Origin of the sequence: Micromonospora inaquosa, from assembly GCF_003857055.1 — a bacterium.
Classification (GTDB): domain Bacteria; phylum Actinomycetota; class Actinomycetes; order Mycobacteriales; family Micromonosporaceae; genus Micromonospora; species Micromonospora inaquosa.
In genome coordinates this window covers 1-15,485 of the sequence record NZ_QGSZ01000354.1, presented here as the reverse complement: position 1 = coordinate 15,485, position 15,485 = coordinate 1, and the positions used below count along the sequence as shown (strand labels likewise).

Below are 15,485 nucleotides of genomic sequence, written 5' to 3'. Positions count from 1 at the left end.
GACCGCGACCCAGCCGAAGCGTCGGACCGGCTCCGCGTCGGAGCGCTCGCGTCCGAACCCAGGCGGACGGCGAGCAGGTCGCGGACCGCGTCGCGGACGGTCATCGCGCGGCGGGGGTCGCCGCCGCCGAGCACCGCCACGGTGACCGGGCCGTGCCGGGTCACCGCCGGGGTCCAGGCGGTGGCGGCCGTGCGGTCGTCGGCCCGGACGCAGAAGATCCGCCGCTCGGCGGCGACGGCGCTGACCGATGCCGCCGCTATCGGGTCGTCGATCGCCACCTGGACCAGCCACGCGCCGTCCAGGTCCTCGGGCTCGAACCGGCGCGCAACCCAGTGCAGCCGGCCCGCGTCGACCCGGGCGCGCAGCGCCGGGGTCAGCTCCGGGGCCACCAGCAGGACGTCCGCACCGGCGTCCAGCAGCGCGGGCACGCGTCGGGTGGCGACCGCGCCACCACCCACCACGACCACCCTCCGCCCGTGCAGTCGCAAACCGAGGGGGTACGGGTTGGTGGTCACGCCGCACCACCGGGGCGGGCAGCTCGTTCGGTGCGCGTTGTCACTTCTCGGCCACCCCGGCGGAGTCGAAGGTGGCGACCTCGTGCAGCACCCGGACCGCGCCGCTGACCACCGGCAACGCCAGCAGCGCTCCGGTGCCCTCGCCGAGGCGCAGCCCCAGGTCGATCAGCGGGTCGAGGCCGAGGTGGCGCAGCGCCACAGTGGCACCGGGCTCGGCCGAGCGGTGCCCGGCGACCATGGCGCAGACCGCCGCCGGGGCGAACGCGGCGGCGGCGAGCGCGGCCGAGACCGCGATCACGCCGTCCAGCAGCACCGGCGTGCGGCGGGCCGCGGCGCCCAGGATCAGCCCGGCCAGGGCCGCGTGCTCCAGGCCACCGACTGCGGCCAGCACCCCCAGCGGGTCGGCCGGGTCGGGGTTGTGCCGGGCCAGCGCGGCCCGCACCACGGCCACCTTGTGCGCGTACGTCGGGTCGTCGACCCCGGTGCCCCGGCCGGTGGCGTCGAGCGGATCGGCGCCGGTGAACGCGGCGATCAGCGTCGCCGCCGGGGTGGTGTTGCCGATGCCCATGTCCCCGGTGAGCAGGATGCCGGCGCCGGCGTCGATCAGCTCGTCGGCGATCCGGATGCCGGTGTGGACCGCCTCCAGCGCCTCGTCCCGGGTGAGCGCGGCGGTCACCGCGAGGTCGCGGGTGCCCCGGCGAACCGACGCGACGACCAGCCGGGGCACGGCCGGGTCGAGGACGGTCGGCGCGGCGACCGGTTCGGCGGGCAGCGGGGTGGCAACGCCGACGTCGACGACGGTGACCGAAGCGCCGGCCTGTCGGGCGAACGCGTTGACCACCGCTCCGCCGGCCAGGAAGTTGCCGATCATCTGCGCGGTGACCTCCTGCGGCCAGGGGCTCACACCCTGGGCGTGCACGCCGTGGTCGCCGGCGAAGATCGCCACCGCGGCCGGCTCGGGCAGCGGTGGTGGGCAGGCCCCGGCCAGGCCGGCGAGGCGTACCGAGAGCTCCTCCAGCACGCCCAGCGAGCCCGCCGGCTTGGTCAGCCGGCCGTGCAGCTCCCGGGCGGCGGCCATGGCCGTCTCGTCCGCCGGGCGGATCGCCGCGACAGTGGTTTCCAGCATCATGCCTCCATGGTCTCGCGCAGCACCTCGATGAACGCGTCGGTGGTGTTTCGGTCGCGTACCGCCACCCGCAGCCAGTCCGGGCCGAGCCCGGGGAAGGTGTCGCCTCGGCGCACCGCCCAGCCGCGCTCGCGCAGGGCGGCCCGGATGACTGTCGCACCCGGCAGGTGCAGCAGCACGAACGCGCTGGCGGGACGGCCGACGACGCGTACACCGGGCAGGTCGGTGAGGCGCGCGACCAGGTGGTCGCGGTCGGCGGCGAGGTCGGCGGCGATCGCGCGTTCGGCCTGGACCGCGACGGCGCTCGCGCAGGCCGACGCGGCCGCCAGCGCGGGCGTGGAGACGGCCCAGAGCGGCTGGACGGCGGCCAGCCGGGACAGCAGCTCCGCAGCGCCGAGCAGGTAGCCGATCCGCAGGCCGGCCAGGCCCCACGTCTTGGTGAGGCTGCGCACCACGAGCAGTCCGGGCAGGTCGCGACGGTCGGCCAGCGACTCCGGTTCGCCGGGGTGCCCGGGGGCGATGGTGGTGTCGGCGAACGCCTCGTCGACCACCAGCACCCGGCCGGGGCGGGCCAGCGCGGCCACCGTCTGGGCGGGGTGCAGCACCGAGGTCGGGTTCGTCGGGTTGCCGATCATCACGAGGTCGGCGTCGGCGGGCACCCGGGACGGGTCGAGCCGGAAGTCGTCGGCGGCGTCGAGCAGCACCCGCTCGACCGAATGTCCGGCGGCCCGCAGCGCCGCTTCCGGCTCGGTGAACTGGGGGTGCACCACGACGGGGCGGCGAACGCCGCGCAGCGCCTGGGCGATCAGCACGAAGCCCTCGGCGGCGCCGGCGGTGAGCAGCACCTCGTTCGGGTGACGGCGGTGTCGGGCGGCGACCGCCGCCCGGGCCGTCGTCGGGTCCGGATAGCGGGCCAGGTCGGTGAGGGTCGCGGCGATCGGGTCGGCGAGCCAGGCGGGAGGTTGCGCCCGTCGGACGTTGACGGCGAGGTCGATCAGACCGGCGGTGGCCTCCGCGTCGCCGTGGTGCGCGAGGTCCGGCTCGACCCCGTTGGGTGGGGCGACCGTGCTCGACTGATCAGACATGTCCGCGATCCTGCCGGGAAGGTGGCCGGTGGGACAGCCGATCTCGGCGTAAGCCGCGTCACCACTCGCCGGTTTAAGAGTTCTTCTCATGTACGAATCGGAAATGTCATAACTTGACCAGGTGAGCAATCGACCCCTTGCTGCCGCTGGTCGTCTCGTCCCTCTCCTCCGCGCCGGCCTGATCGCCGGAATCGTGATCGCCGCCGCCGCGTACCCGCTGGTCGCCCTCACCGGGCTCGGCGCGAAGGCCACCGCGCACGCCGTGGACCAGAAGACCCGGGTGCTGAAGACCGCCCTGCCCGCCGAGACCTCGTACCTCTACGCCCCCGACGGCAAAACCGTGCTGACCATGTTCTACGAGGAGTACCGGCAGTACACCAAGCTGTCGGACATGTCGCCGAACATCCAGCAGGCGATCGTCGCGGCCGAGGACTCCCGCTTCTATCAGCACCACGGCGTCGACCCGAAGGGCGTCGCCCGGGCCTTCGTCTCCAACGCCCGCTCCGGCGGCTCCCAGGGCGCCTCGACGCTGACCATGCAGTACGTCCGGATGGCCCTGCGGGACAGCGCGACCACGCCCAAGCAGGTCCAGGAAGCCACCCAGCAGACCAGCCTGCGCAAGGTCAAGGAGATGCGGATGGCGCTGGACCTGGAGAAGGAGTTGAGCAAGGAACAGATCATGGAGCGTTACCTGAACTCGGCGTACTTCGGGCACCGGGCGTACGGCATCTACGCGGCCAGCGAGATCTTCTTCTCCAAGACCCCCAAGGACCTCACCCCGGTCGAGGCCGCCACCCTCGCCGGACTGGTCAAGTCCCCGTCCGAGTACGACCCGGCCGACTCCGACCAGAAGGAGGCCACCGGGCGGCGCAACTACGTGCTGGACCGGATGAGCCAACTCGGCTACCTCTCCCCCGACTCGGCCGCAGCCGCCAAGTCCGAACCGATCCGACTCAAGCTGACCACCCCACCGCACGACTGCGCCGCGGTGACGGAGAAGTACAACAGCTGGGGCTTCGCCTGCGACTACCTGAAGAACTGGTGGAGCGCCCAGCCCGCGTTCGGCGCGAACCGGCTGGAACGGATGGACAACCTGCGCCGGGGCGGCTACCGGATCGTGCTCAGCCTCGACCCGAAGATCCAGGAGGCGGCGGAGAAGAGCGTCGGTACCAAGGACGCCACCGGCAGCCCGTTCGCCAACGGCATCGTGGTCTCCGAGCCCGGCACCGGACGGGTGAAGGCCATGGCGGTGAACCGGACGTACTCGCTGGACCTGGCCGATAACCCGCAGAGTTCCAACCCCGAGGCCGGGCCGAAGGTGAAGGCCAACTACCCGAACACCGTGGCACCGCTGCTCGGCGGCGGTGACCTGGCCGGATACCAGGCCGGGTCGACGTTCAAGATGTTCCCGATGTTGGCCGCGCTGGACTCGGGGATGACCCTCTCCACCTCGTTCAACGCGCCCTACCGCTACAAGTCGTCGGTGTACGACGGCTGGGCGCCCTCCAACGCCAGCGCGGCCATGACCGGCCAGCAGACCATGTGGTCCGGCTTCGGTAAATCCGTCAACACGTACTTCGTGTGGCTGGAGGAGAAGGTCGGCGCGGACCGGGCGGTCCGGTTGGCCGAACAGCTCGGGCTGCGGTGGCGCACCGACGTCGACCGGGAACAGGCGTCCCCGACCAAGGCGAAGAAGTGGGGCGCGTTCACCCTGGGCGTCTCCGACGCCACCCCACTGGAGATGGCGAACGCCTACGCCGCCATCGCGGCCGACGGCCGCTACTGCGAGGCCATCCCGGTGCAAGCGATCATGAACCGGGACGGCACGCCCGCCACGTACGCCACCCCTGGCGGCCTCCATCGCGAAGTGGCCAAGCCGCGGTGCCGGCAGGTCGTGAGCGCGGACGCCGCGCGGGCAGCCACCGACGCCGCCCGCTGCCCCACCGGAGACACCCCGGCGCGCGGCAGCTGCGGCGGCTGGTCCACCGCCGACAGCGTGCGGGGCACCGTCGGACGCCCGGTGGCCGGCAAGACCGGTACGACCGACAGCACCAGGTCGGCCTGGTTCGTGGGCTACACCCCGGAGTTGGCCGCGGCGAGCTTCATCTCCGACCCGGACAATCCGTTCAACGCCGTCGGTGACGGGCAGTCCCAGATCCCGATCAGCGCAGTTTCGGAGACCCTGCGCGATGGCCTGAAGGGCACCCCAACCCGCCAGTTCACCCCACCATCAGACGCCATCGTCGGCTGACCCGTGGCAGGTTGGTGCGCGCGGGTCAGCGCAGGTCGGCGGCGACGAACGACCACAGCTCCAGATCCACCCGGCCGCCGCTGACGAACCCGGCGTTACGCAGCAGACCCTCGTAGCTGAATCCGGCCTTCTCGGCGACCCGGCGCGAGGCCAGGTTGCCGGGCGCCACCCGCAGCTCAACCCGCTGGAAACCGTGCTCCAGAATCAGCGCGATGGCCACCGCGTCGACCGCCTCGGCGGCGAGGCCGAAGCCCCGCGCGGGTGCCGCCATCGCATAGGAGATCTCGGTGAGGCGGGCGCCCCAGTCGGTGCGCCGGGTCCACAGCGAGCCCACCACCTGGTCGTCCTCGCGCCGGAGCACCGCGTAGTGGTCACCCTCCCCGCTGTCGCGCCGCTGCCGGGCCAGGTCGGTGCACCAGGCCAGCCCGTCGATCGGGCCGGAGTCGTCGGGCAGCGGCAGCCAACGCCGGGTCAGCTTGTCGGCGAAGATCTCCCCGGCCGCCGCCGCGTCGGCCGCCGTGAGCTGCCGCACCTCGGTACGCGGGGTGGAGACGGTCAACGCCGGAAATCGGCGCACCGCCACCTGACCGATCACACCGACACCCCGCCCGGCTGCGCCGGCACCACCTCGCTTGTCGGGTCGGCCGCCGCAGCGGCGACCAACCGGGTGGCCGTCGCCGGATGGCTGGCCCAGTGCAGGGTGAGCTGCGAGGCGTGCACGTTGCGCCAGACGAAGCCCTCCGGCGCGCCGCCGTCCCAGCTCCAGGCCGGACGCTGACCGGCACGGGGGGTGAGCACCGCACGGTGCGCCTTGTGCCCGACCAGCACGGTGCCGGTGGCGGCGACCACGCTGTCGGTCTGGGCGGTCGCCTCCCGGTAGCCGGCCACCACCCCGTCCCGGCTGACGCCGACCGCGTCCAGGACACCGCACATCGGCAGCCCGTCCAACTCCCGGGCCAGCCACAGCAGGCCGGCGCCCTCGGCGATCACCGGACGCCCGGTGCGCGCCAACTCGGCCACCGCGATGCAGAGCCGCCGGTTGGCCGACAACTGCTCGGCGTACGCCTCGGGCAGCGCGCCGCCGACGACCAGCGCGCGGGTGCCGACCGGCAGGGCCTCGTCGCGCAGCGGGTCGACGACGACGACCTCGGCGCCGGCGGCCCGGAGCAACTCCGTCGTCTCCGGGTGGCTGAAGCTGCCACCCGGGCCACCGGCCACCGCCACCAGCGGACGGTTCGCCGGGGGTGTGAACACGCCAAGGGCCTCCTCGGGAGACCAGGCCGGTGCCGGCAGCGGCGGAGCGGAGCGGGCCAACCCGAGCAGCCGTTCCAGGTCGACCGTGGCGGCGACGGCCTCGCCCAACCGGCGCACCGCACGGACGGCGTCGGCCGAATTGTCGACCACCGGAGCCACTCCGTGCCGCCGCGACGGCAGCACCGCTGGCAGGTCCTGGCGGCGCAGCGCGCCGTAGACCGGCACTCCCACGTCGTCCAACGCCTCGCGCAGCATCCCCTCGTGCCGCGACGACGCCACCCGGTTGAGGATCACCCCACCGAGCCACAACTGCTCGTCGTACGAGCGGAAACCGTGCACCAGGGCCGCCACCGACTGGCCCATCGCGGCCACGTCGACAACGAGCACCACCGGACTGCGCAGCGCGGCGGCCGCGGCGGCGGTGGACTCCTGCTCGGGACGGCCACCGACCGAGTCGTACAGCCCCATGCTGCCCTGCACCACGGCGAGCCCGGCACCGGCGGCACCATGCGCCACCAGCGGGGCGAGCCGGTCGACGCCGACCAGCCGGGGGTCGATCACCCGACCCGGCCGACCGGAGGCGAGACCGAGGTAGGCGGCGTCGACGTGGTCCGGCCCGAGCTTGAACCCGGCGACGTCGACCCCGCGCTCGGCCAGGGCGGCGAGCAGCCCGATCGCCAGCGCGTTCTTACCGTGCCCGGAGGACGGCGCGCTGAGCACCAGGCGCGGCACGACGGTCATCATCGACTCCTCGCGAGCGGCGGCGGGTACACGACGGGACGACCGAGACCGATCCGTCGGCGTGACGATACCCGCCCGGCTGGATACGCGAGCACCGCCAACCGGGGCAGGCGGCCCCGCCCTGGCAGGGCCCCGGGCGACGTCCCGAGCCGGGGCTGGCGGGGCTCACCGGCGACGGTCCCGGCCCGGTCCGGCCCGGTCCAGGTCAGTGGCGCCGGTCATACGAGTAGCCTCGGTGCCGTGTACCGGTTCCTGCTGAGCCCACGCTGGCTGGGCGCTCTCGCGCTGACCTTGGTCGCCGCCGCCGTCATGGTGTTCCTCGGCAACTGGCAGCTGGACCGCTACCGGGGCCGCACCGAGGTCAACGAGCGGATCGACGCGGGCCAGCGGATGGCCCCCGCACCGCTCGCCGACGCGCTGCGCGCCCCCACCGGCGGCGCCGGAACGGTGGGCCCGGCCCCCGCCCAGGACAAGGTCTGGACCCGGATCACCGTCACCGGCCGGTACGACCCCACGAACACCGTGCTGGTCCGTGGCCGGACGGTGGACAGCCGGGTCGGCTTCGAGGTGCTCACCCCGCTGGTGCTCACCGATGGCACGGCGCTGCTGGTGGACCGGGGCTGGATCCCGCCGGCACCCGGTGGGGCGACCGCCAAGCCGTCGGTTCCGGCCGCGCCGACCGGCGACGTGACGGTGGTCGGTCGGGTGCACGAGACCGAGAGCGGCGCCGGCGCGGTGGACCGGCGCGACGGGCTGCTGGAGATCCGTCGGATCGGGGTGCCGCGCCTTGCCGGCGAGCTGCCCTACCCGGTCTACGGCGCCTATCTGCTGCTCGACGAGCAGACCCCGGCGGCCGATCCGGTGTTCAAGGCGGTGCCGGTCGGGCACACCAACAACTGGCAGAACTTCGGTTACGTCGTGCAATGGTGGCTCTTCGCGGTGATGGCCCTCTTCGGCTACGGCTGGGTGGCCCGTCGGGAGGCCCACCGGGCCGCCGGCATCGGCGCCACCGCGGCTCCCCTGGACCGGGCCGCAGAACCGACGCCGACCGCGTCCGCCTGACCCCGCCCCGTCAGCCACCCACCCGGCCGGCGTGGATGGCGCGGACCGCGTCGATGGTGTCCGCCTCGGCGGCGGACTTGTCGTCGCGATAACGCACCACCCGGGCGAACCGCAGCGCCATCCCACCGGGATAGCGCGAACTCGTCTGGACCCCGTCGAAGGCGATCTCCACCACCTGCTCGGGCCGGACCCGGACGACCCAGTCGCCACGATCGACCGCGAGGTCGAGGAACCGTTCGGTCTGCCACCGCAGCAGCTCGTCGGTGAGCCCCTTGAACGTCTTGCCGAGCATGACGAAGTCGCCGGTGCGCGCGTCCCGCGCCCCCAGGTGCAGGTTGGAAAGCCAGCCCTTGCGTCGGCCGCTGCCCCACTCGACGGCGAGGACCACCAGGTCGAGGGTGTGCCGCGGTTTCACCTTGACCCAGGCGGCACCACGCCGGCCGGCGTCGTAGGGGGCGTCCGGTGCCTTCACCACCACGCCCTCCTGCCCGGCGTCGAGCGCGGCGGCGAACGCGGTGGCGGCCTGCTCCGGATCGTCGACCTCCATCCGACCGACCAGCAGCGACGAATCCACCGAACCGGCGAGGGCAGCCCACCGCTCCCGGCCGGGAAGGTCGATCAGATCCTCGCCGTCGAGGTGCAGCAGGTCGAAGAAGTACGGGGTGAGCACCGTCGCACCGGTGCTGGCGGCCGCCGCGAGCACCGCCGGGGCGACCGGGGTGCGCCCGGTGGTGCTGGGGGTGGTGCGTCGGGCGGCCCGGCTCGACGTCTGTTGGAACGGCAGTGGGCGGCCGGTCTCGTCCAGCCCGATCGCCTCGCCGTCGAGGACCAACTCCCGGCCGGGCAGGGCACGGACCGCGGCGACCACCTCGGGCACCCGGGTGGTGATCTCGTCGAGGCTGCGGGTGAACACCGCGATGTCGGCGCCGGAGCGGTGCACCTGGATGCGGATGCCGTCGAGCTTCACGTCGACCACCGCCGGCGTGCCGGTCGCGGCGAGCGCCTCATCGACCGAGGGGGCGCTCTGCGCGAGCATCGGCGCCAGCGGCCGGCCGACCTGCAGACCGAACCCGGCCAGCTCGGCGGCCCCGCCGGCCAGCGCGGCCACCGCCACGGCCCGGAGATCACCGGCGAGCAGCAACGCCCGGCGGACCGTCGCCACCGGCACCTCGGCGGCCCGGGCCACCGCGTCCGCGAGGAGCCCGGCCTGGGCGCCCTGCCGTAGCTCGCCGCTGAACAGGCCGGTCAGCAGGCGCTGCTCGTCGGCCGTCGCCGCCGCGTAGAGGGCACCGAGCAGCGCCCGACGCCGTGCCTGTGAGCCCGCGCCGTGCACCGCGGCGATCTGCGCGATGGCCGCGTCCACGGCGGCCACCGTCAACGTCGGCTCGGCGGCCGGCGGCGGCAGGTCACGCAGACTCGCGTAGCCGACCCCGGTTTGCCGTTGGCGCAGCTCACCGGCGAGATAGCCGGCCCCGGGCTCGACCTCGTCGGGGTCGAGCCGGCGCAGCGCGTCAGCGAGCAGCTCCACCTTGGCCCGTCGGCCACTGGTGGCACCGACGGCCGCGGAGGTGGCTGCCAGATCGAGGAACCGCACGCAGCTCATCCTGCCAGGCACCGCCGACACCGCCCGGGCATTGCCGTGCCCGGGCGGTGTCGGCCGGGTGCCGCCCGCTTACGCGGACGACGAATCAGGCGGAGACGGGCTCCTCGATGCGCAACCCGCGGGCGCGGACCTCGCCCGCGACGCGGGAGAGCACCGAGTCGAGGGCGACCAGTGCGGCGGAGAGCTCACCGAGCTGCTCGTTGAGCGTGTCCTCGGACCACGCGGAGACATCGACATCTCCCAGTGCGCTGACAGCGGCCCCCAACCGGGCCATCACCTCGTTCGTACTCATGTACGAAAGGCTATAACAGGCAGCCGTCCGACACGCCGTAAACCTCCAGATCAGGCCCAAAGTTGCCGACACCGGCACCCGGGCCCTACCTGCCCGCTGCCGCCACCTTGCCCAGCAGGAGCGCCTCGGCGAGGCAGACCCGGGCGAACTCCCCCAGGTGCAGACTCTCGTTCGGGCCGTGCGCACGGGCGTGCGGGTCCTCCACACCGGTCACCAGGATCGCCGCCTCCGGGAACATCTCCTGGAAGGTGGCGATGAACGGGATCGAACCGCCGACGCCGATGTCCACCGGGTCGGTGCCGTCCCAGGCGGCCCGGAACGCCGACCGGGCGGCGTCGAACATCGGCCCGGACGCGTCGATCACGCACGGGTAACCGTCGTGCTCCAGGGTGACAGTCACCTGGGCACCCCACGGAGCGTGCTTCTCCAGGTGCGCGCGGATCGCCGCGTACGCCCGCTTGGGGTCGTCGCCCGGAGCCAGACGGACGTTGAGCTTCGCCTTCGCGGTCGGCACCAGGGCGTTCGGCGCCTCGCTGGTGGACGGCGCGTCGATGCCGAGCACCGCGACCGAGGGCTTGGTCCAGAGCCGGTCGGTGATCCGGCCGGTGCCGATGAACTGGACACCCTCGGCCAGCCCGGCCTCGGCCCGGACCCGGTCCTCGGGGTAGTCGACGGCGGCGCCCTCCCGACCGACCAGCCCGTCCACCGCCATGTTCCCGGCGTCGTCGTGCAGGGTCGCCAGCAGGCGGACCAGCGCGGTGAGCGCGTCCGGCACGGCACCGCCGAACATGCCGCTGTGCACCGCGTGGTCCAGCGTGCGCACCTCGACGAAACAGTTGACGATGCCGCGCAGCGAGGTGGTCAACGCCGGTACGCCGATGTCCCAGTTGCCGGAGTCGGCGATCACGATGACGTCCGAGGTGATCTCGTCGCGGTGCTCGATCAGCAGTTGCTCCAGCGAGTCGGAGCCGTACTCCTCCTCGCCCTCGATGAAGAGCACCACACCGACCGGCAGCGCATCCCCGTACGCCCGCAGTGCCGCGACGTGCGCCATGATGCCGGCCTTGTCGTCGGCCGCGCCCCGGGCGTAGAGCCGGCCGTCGCGTTCCACCGGCTCGAACGGGTCGGACTCCCACAACGACAGGTCGCCGACCGGCTGCACGTCGTGGTGGGCGTAGAGCAGCACCGTGGGTGCGCCGGGCGGGGCGGCCCGACGGCCGATCACCGCCGGCTGGCCGCCGGAGCGCACGATCTCGACATCCAGCCCGCAGCCGCGCAGCAACTCAGCGACCGCCTCGGCGGAACGTTCCACGTGCGAGTGGTCGAAGCCGTCGAAGGCGATGCCGGGAATGCGGACGAGGCGTTCCAGGTCAGCCCGGACGCCGGGCATCTCCCGCTCGACGACGGCCCGCACCTCGGACTCGGACATGATCGGTGAGGTCATGACCGGCATCGTATGCCGGCCTTACCGGGGCGTGCCGGCCGAGCCCGTACCGTCACCGCTGTCCGTGGGGCCGGCACCGGCCCGCGCGCCGGGGGCGGCCCGGCCGGCGCGGTGTGCGCGACCCGCCGCCTCGGTGGCCGCGTCCATCCAGGAACGGGCCCGACCGGCGGTGCCACCCACCCACTCGCCGACGTCGCTCGCGCCGTCGCCGAGCCGGCGCAGCAACCCGACCAGGGGGTCGGTGGACCGGCTGAACTCCTCCCGGTACGACTCGGCAGCCGCCTTGATCTCGTCCGTGACACTGGTCGAGCTGTCGTCCTCGCGGCGCGGGTAGTCCCCGGCCAGCACCCGCCCGTACTCCCCGGAGTCGATCCACTGGCGCAGCTGCGCCGCCCGCGCCACCGGCACCGGGTGGGTGCTCCACGCGGTCATTCGGATCTTGTGCAGGCTGTCGCGCAGGTCGCCGCCGCCGGCGTACTCGGCGGCCTGCTCCAGGAAGGCGGTGGTGTCGACCTGGGACAGGTCACCGCCTCCGGCCAGCTTCATCAACAGCCGCAGCGCGGCGGCCGGGTCCTGCCCGGCGAGCAGGCCGGCCCGGTCGGCGGAGAGCTCCGCCTTGCGCCACCACTCCAACATCGCCGCGATGATGGCCCGCAGCGCGATCGCGCCGACCGGCAACCAGCTCAGGTTGGCCGCCCAGCGGGTGAGGATCATGAGCATGGTCTTGTAGACCGCGTGCCCGCTGCCCACGTGCCCCAACTCGTGGCCGAGCAGACAGCGCAGCTCGTCCTCGTCGAGTTGCTGCACGCACGCGGAGTTCAGCACGATGAACGGTCGCTCCAACCCGACCGCCTCGGCACCCAACCAGGGCGACTGGGTCACGTACAACTCGGGCAACTCGGTCACGTCGAGCGCCGCCGCGGCCTCGGTGTAGCGCTGCCACACCGCCGGGTACTGCCGGTGGTCGACCCGGATGCCGGAGGCCAGCACGGACAGCCGGAAACCCCGCTCGTTCCACATGCCGAAGAACGACCGCATCACGTCGTCGAAACCGCGCAGCTCCCGCAGCGCGACCAGGGCACCCCGGTCGGCCGGATGTTCCCAGGCCCGCGAGCTGATGCCGGTGAGGGTGATCCGACGCCGCGCTGGCGTGTCCGCTGCCGTCATGGTGGCTCCCCGTTCGCCGTAGCTCCCCGCATCGTGCCGTAGTCACTGGCCGACGTCCATGCCCCGCCGGGGGCGAGCCGGTCGAGTCTCAGCGGAGCCGCACGTAGTACCGGTCCGCGTCGTGCGGCAGGGTAGGAGCGCCGTCGACCAACAGGTCGGCGTGCGTCGCGGTCTCGTCGACGGCGAAGTGCGCCCGTTCCCCGTCATGCCAGCGGCGCAGCTCGGGCAGGATCTCCGGCCCGTCCCGGGCGACCGCGCGGGTCAGCCGCAGCGGCGCGGGCGCGGTGACGAACACGGCCAGCGTCAGCTCCGGCCGGACGACCGCTCGGGCGGCGCTGACCCCCTCGACCACCAGCACCGGACCCACCGGCACCGGAACCGGCCGGGGCAGGAAGCGTTGCCGGACCCAGCTGTACCGCCGGTAGGCGCCCGGCTCCCCGTCACGCAGCGGGGCGAGCACCCCCTCGTCGAGCCGGGGCCAGAAGGTGACCTGGTCGTCCCACCCGTCGAGCAGGTCATCGGTGTGCACCACCGGCGGTCGGCCCCCGAGCGGCCCCGCCAGGGCATCCGCGAGCCGCGCGGCGAACCGGCTCTTGCCCGCGCCGCTCGGCCCGTCGACCGCGACCAGCCGGGTCCGCCCCAACCGCGCCGGGCCCGCGAGCACCCGACGAGCCAGTTCGGCGTACGCCTCGACAACCGCCACGGTCGGCCCGTCAGTCTCCGGGTTCAGCACAACCTCGCGTGGTGCATGACCGAAGTATGCCGCCACCACCGGTGGGCCACGTTGACCCGTCCGGCTGATCGCCCCTGGCCGGCCACCGTCACGTCCGGGGGAATTGGGGCGGCGACGGGTGACGGGCGACCCGTTCGCCGCCCGGGGTGCCACCGAATCGGGATGATCGGGTGGTGCTCCGAGACGTGATGAGCCCCGGTATAGACGCCCTGCTCGAACAGGCCCGCGCCGGGCTGCACCGACTGACTCCGCAGCAGACCGTCGAGGCGGTCCGCGGCGGCGCGTTGCTGGTCGACACCCGTACCGATCTGCAGCGCCGCGAACAGGGCGACCTGCCGGGTGCGGTCGTCATCGACCGGACCGTACTGGAGTGGCGCCTCGATCCGGCCAGCGCCTGGCGGATCCCGGAAGCCACCGGATACGACCGGGAGATCGTGCTGGTGTGCCGGCAGGGCTACAGCTCCAGCCTGGCCGCCGCCAGTCTGCAGACCCTCGGGCTGCGCCGGGCCACCGACATGATCGGCGGCGTGGACGCCTGGCTCGCCGCCGGCCTGCCCACAACCGACCGCCCCGCCGACATCCGCCCCTGACCTCGCCGCCTCCCCGCCTCGCCCGGCACCGCCGCCCACCCTCCGCAGGGGACGGTTGGCCGGTCAGGACGGCGGCGGGCCGGGTGGGATGAAGGGGAGGCCCGCAGGTGGGCCGGCTTCGATGAGCCGCCAGAGGGCATCGGTGTCCAGATGTTCCTCGACGAGGTCGCCCAGCAGGTCCAGTGAGCGTTCCCGGGCGGCGGCGAAACTGGTGGCCGGCGCGACCTGGAACCCGTTGCGGCCGGCCAGTCGAGCCGCCTCGGTGAGGAACCACCGGCGGAACCCGTCGGACTCGAACGCCCCGTGCCAGTGCGTGCCGTGCACCGCGCCGAGCACGGCACCCTCTCCCACACCGTCGTCGCCGGTCAGCAGCGGCGGCAGGTTGGGGTCGGCGTGTGACACGTACCCGTGGTGGATCTCGTAGCCACGCACCTGAACGCCACCGTGGCCGGTGCCCACCGACTGCCGGACGGTCTTGCGCGGATCGAAGGTGATCTCGATGGGAAGCAGATCCAGCCCCGGCACACTGCCCTGCCGGCTCTCCACCGGGTCGTGGATGGCGCGGCCGAGCATCTGGAAACCGCCGCAGACGCCGAGCAGCGGCTTGCCGGCCGCCACATGGGTGGCCACCGCGTCGGCGAGCCCGGTTTCGCGCAGCCAGGCGAGGTCGGCGACGGTGGACTTGGAGCCGGGCAGGACGACCAGGTCGGCGGCGGCCAGTTCGGCCGGTTCGATGGTGAGGCGTACCCGGACACCCGGCTCGGTGGCGAGCGCCTCCACGTCGGTGGCGTTGCTGATCCGGGGTAGGCGGACGACGGCCACGTCCAGCCATTCGGTGCCGTGCGGGGCGGCGGGGCGCCCGAGCACCCGGCCGTAGGCGAGTGAGTCCTCCGCGTCGAGCCACAGGTCAAGTGCCCAGGGCAGCACCCCGTACGTGGGACGTCCGGTTACCTGACGCAGCATGTCCAGGCCCGGCTGGAGCAGCCCGAGGTCGCCCCTGAACTTGTTGATCACGAAGCCGGCGATCAGCGCCTGATCGGCCGGGTCGAGCAGGGCCACGGTGCCGAACATCGAGGCGAAGACACCGCCCCGGTCAATGTCGCCGACGACGATGGTGGGCAGGTTGGCGTGCCGGGCCAACCCCATGTTGACGTAGTCACCAGCCCGCAGGTTGATCTCCGCCGGGCTGCCCGCGCCCTCACAGATCACCGCGTCGTACGTCTCACGCAGCTCGGCGAGCGCGGTGTACGCGGTCTCGGCGAGCCGGGGACGTAGCTGCTGGAAGGTGCCCGCGGTGATGGTGTCGACCGCCTCGCCCAGCAACACCACCTGACTGGCCAGGTCGCTGCCCGGCTTGAGCAGCACCGGGTTGAACCGCAGGTCGGGTGCGAGCCCGCACGCGGCGGCTTGCATGGCCTGGGCGCGTCCGATCTCGCCGCCGCGCCCGTCCGGCCCGACGACCACCGCCGAGTTGTTCGACATGTTCTGAGCCTTGTACGGCGCCACCTTCACGCCCTGGCGGTGCAGCCAGCGACAGATGCCGGCGGTGAGCACGCTCTTGCCGGCGTCGGACGTCGTACCCGCCACCAGGAGCCCGCCGCTCACCGCCCGTTCCCCCGCCG

The 15,485-nt window shown here is 73.4% G+C and carries 14 protein-coding genes; 3 read left to right on the top strand and 11 right to left on the bottom strand.

The features are described from left to right. From DLJ59_RS32335 to cobC, 3 genes are all read right to left on the bottom strand, one after another. Positions 1-515, bottom strand: a 515-nt coding sequence (locus DLJ59_RS32335; protein ID WP_279635793.1) for a precorrin-2 dehydrogenase/sirohydrochlorin ferrochelatase family protein, incomplete at its 3' end; no start/stop codon positions are given. Positions 516-555: 40 nt separating this feature from the next. Next, positions 556-1,641 carry a nicotinate-nucleotide--dimethylbenzimidazole phosphoribosyltransferase gene (cobT, locus tag DLJ59_RS32330; RefSeq protein ID WP_124777782.1) on the bottom strand — a complete coding sequence of 362 codons (1,086 nt, stop codon included), beginning with the start codon at positions 1,639-1,641 and terminating at the stop codon, positions 556-558. After that, positions 1,641-2,726, bottom strand: a complete 1,086-nt coding sequence (gene cobC, locus DLJ59_RS32325) for an Rv2231c family histidinol phosphate aminotransferase CobC (protein WP_124777780.1) — start codon at positions 2,724-2,726, stop codon at positions 1,641-1,643. Before cobC ends, cobT begins: the two co-directional genes overlap by 1 nt. Before the next feature lie 121 nt (positions 2,727-2,847). Between cobC and DLJ59_RS32320 the strand changes: the two genes are divergently transcribed. Next, the gene (locus tag DLJ59_RS32320) at positions 2,848-4,977 is read left to right on the top strand and encodes a transglycosylase domain-containing protein (RefSeq protein WP_124777778.1); all 2,130 of its coding nucleotides are present in this window, start codon (positions 2,848-2,850) and stop codon (positions 4,975-4,977) included. Positions 4,978-5,002: 25 nt separating this feature from the next. Here DLJ59_RS32320 and DLJ59_RS32315 read toward each other — a convergent pair whose 3' ends face one another. Continuing rightward, a complete protein-coding gene (locus DLJ59_RS32315; RefSeq protein WP_124777776.1) occupies positions 5,003-5,572 on the bottom strand; it encodes a GNAT family N-acetyltransferase in 570 nt (189 codons plus the stop codon). Further along, positions 5,569-6,972 (bottom strand): cobyrinic acid a,c-diamide synthase CobB, encoded by a 1,404-nt coding sequence (locus DLJ59_RS32310; protein WP_124777774.1) that lies wholly within the window; start codon positions 6,970-6,972, stop codon positions 5,569-5,571. Before DLJ59_RS32310 ends, DLJ59_RS32315 begins: the two co-directional genes overlap by 4 nt. 240 nt (positions 6,973-7,212) lie before the next feature. Between DLJ59_RS32310 and DLJ59_RS32305 the strand changes: the two genes are divergently transcribed. Next, positions 7,213-8,034 (top strand): SURF1 family cytochrome oxidase biogenesis protein, encoded by an 822-nt coding sequence (locus tag DLJ59_RS32305; protein WP_124777772.1) that lies wholly within the window; start codon positions 7,213-7,215, stop codon positions 8,032-8,034. 10 nt (positions 8,035-8,044) lie between these two features. On the opposite strand, the gene DLJ59_RS32300 is transcribed toward DLJ59_RS32305, so the two are convergent. The 5 genes from DLJ59_RS32300 to DLJ59_RS32280 all read right to left on the bottom strand — a co-directional run bounded on the left by DLJ59_RS32300 (position 8,045) and on the right by DLJ59_RS32280 (position 13,273). Continuing rightward, entirely contained in the window at positions 8,045-9,637 is a 1,593-nt protein-coding gene (locus DLJ59_RS32300; protein ID WP_244236340.1) for an ATP-dependent DNA ligase, read from the bottom strand. A gap of 85 nt (positions 9,638-9,722) precedes the next feature. Then, positions 9,723-9,929: a hypothetical protein gene (locus tag DLJ59_RS32295; RefSeq protein ID WP_030333429.1), complete on the bottom strand. Its 207-nt coding sequence runs from the start codon at positions 9,927-9,929 to the stop codon at positions 9,723-9,725. A gap of 85 nt (positions 9,930-10,014) precedes the next feature. Beyond that, positions 10,015-11,358: a dipeptidase gene (locus DLJ59_RS32290; RefSeq protein ID WP_208648906.1), complete on the bottom strand. Its 1,344-nt coding sequence runs from the start codon at positions 11,356-11,358 to the stop codon at positions 10,015-10,017. 36 nt (positions 11,359-11,394) lie between these two features. Continuing rightward, entirely contained in the window at positions 11,395-12,540 is a 1,146-nt protein-coding gene (locus DLJ59_RS32285; protein WP_124777766.1) for a M48 family metallopeptidase, read from the bottom strand. Between the two features lie 88 nt (positions 12,541-12,628). Next, a complete protein-coding gene (locus DLJ59_RS32280; RefSeq protein ID WP_124777764.1) occupies positions 12,629-13,273 on the bottom strand; it encodes a uridine kinase family protein in 645 nt (214 codons plus the stop codon). Positions 13,274-13,461: 188 nt separating this feature from the next. On the opposite strand from DLJ59_RS32280, the gene DLJ59_RS32275 reads away from it, so the two are divergent. Continuing rightward, the gene (locus DLJ59_RS32275; protein ID WP_088949799.1) at positions 13,462-13,863 is read left to right on the top strand and encodes a rhodanese-like domain-containing protein; all 402 of its coding nucleotides are present in this window, start codon (positions 13,462-13,464) and stop codon (positions 13,861-13,863) included. A gap of 63 nt (positions 13,864-13,926) precedes the next feature. On the opposite strand, the gene DLJ59_RS32270 is transcribed toward DLJ59_RS32275, so the two are convergent. Beyond that, entirely contained in the window at positions 13,927-15,468 is a 1,542-nt protein-coding gene (locus tag DLJ59_RS32270) for a cobyric acid synthase (protein ID WP_124777762.1), read from the bottom strand. Between the last annotated feature and the right edge of the window lie 17 nt (positions 15,469-15,485).

Bases quoted from the DNA above. Each gene is read 5' to 3' on its own strand.
- DLJ59_RS32275 (WP_088949799.1), top strand. From the start codon at position 13,462: ATGAGCCCCGGTATAGACGCCCTGCTCGAACAGGCCCGCGCCGGGCTG.
- DLJ59_RS32310 (WP_124777774.1), bottom strand. From the start codon at position 6,972: ATGACCGTCGTGCCGCGCCTGGTGCTCAGCGCGCCGTCCTCCGGGCAC.
- DLJ59_RS32295 (WP_030333429.1), bottom strand. From the start codon at position 9,929: ATGAGTACGAACGAGGTGATGGCCCGGTTGGGGGCCGCTGTCAGCGCA.
- cobT (WP_124777782.1), bottom strand. From the start codon at position 1,641: ATGCTGGAAACCACTGTCGCGGCGATCCGCCCGGCGGACGAGACGGCC.
- DLJ59_RS32285 (WP_124777766.1), bottom strand. From the start codon at position 12,540: ATGACGGCAGCGGACACGCCAGCGCGGCGTCGGATCACCCTCACCGGC.
- DLJ59_RS32300 (WP_244236340.1), bottom strand. From the start codon at position 9,637: ATGAGCTGCGTGCGGTTCCTCGATCTGGCAGCCACCTCCGCGGCCGTC.
- DLJ59_RS32290 (WP_208648906.1), bottom strand. From the start codon at position 11,358: ATGTCCGAGTCCGAGGTGCGGGCCGTCGTCGAGCGGGAGATGCCCGGC.
- cobC (WP_124777780.1), bottom strand. From the start codon at position 2,726: ATGTCTGATCAGTCGAGCACGGTCGCCCCACCCAACGGGGTCGAGCCG.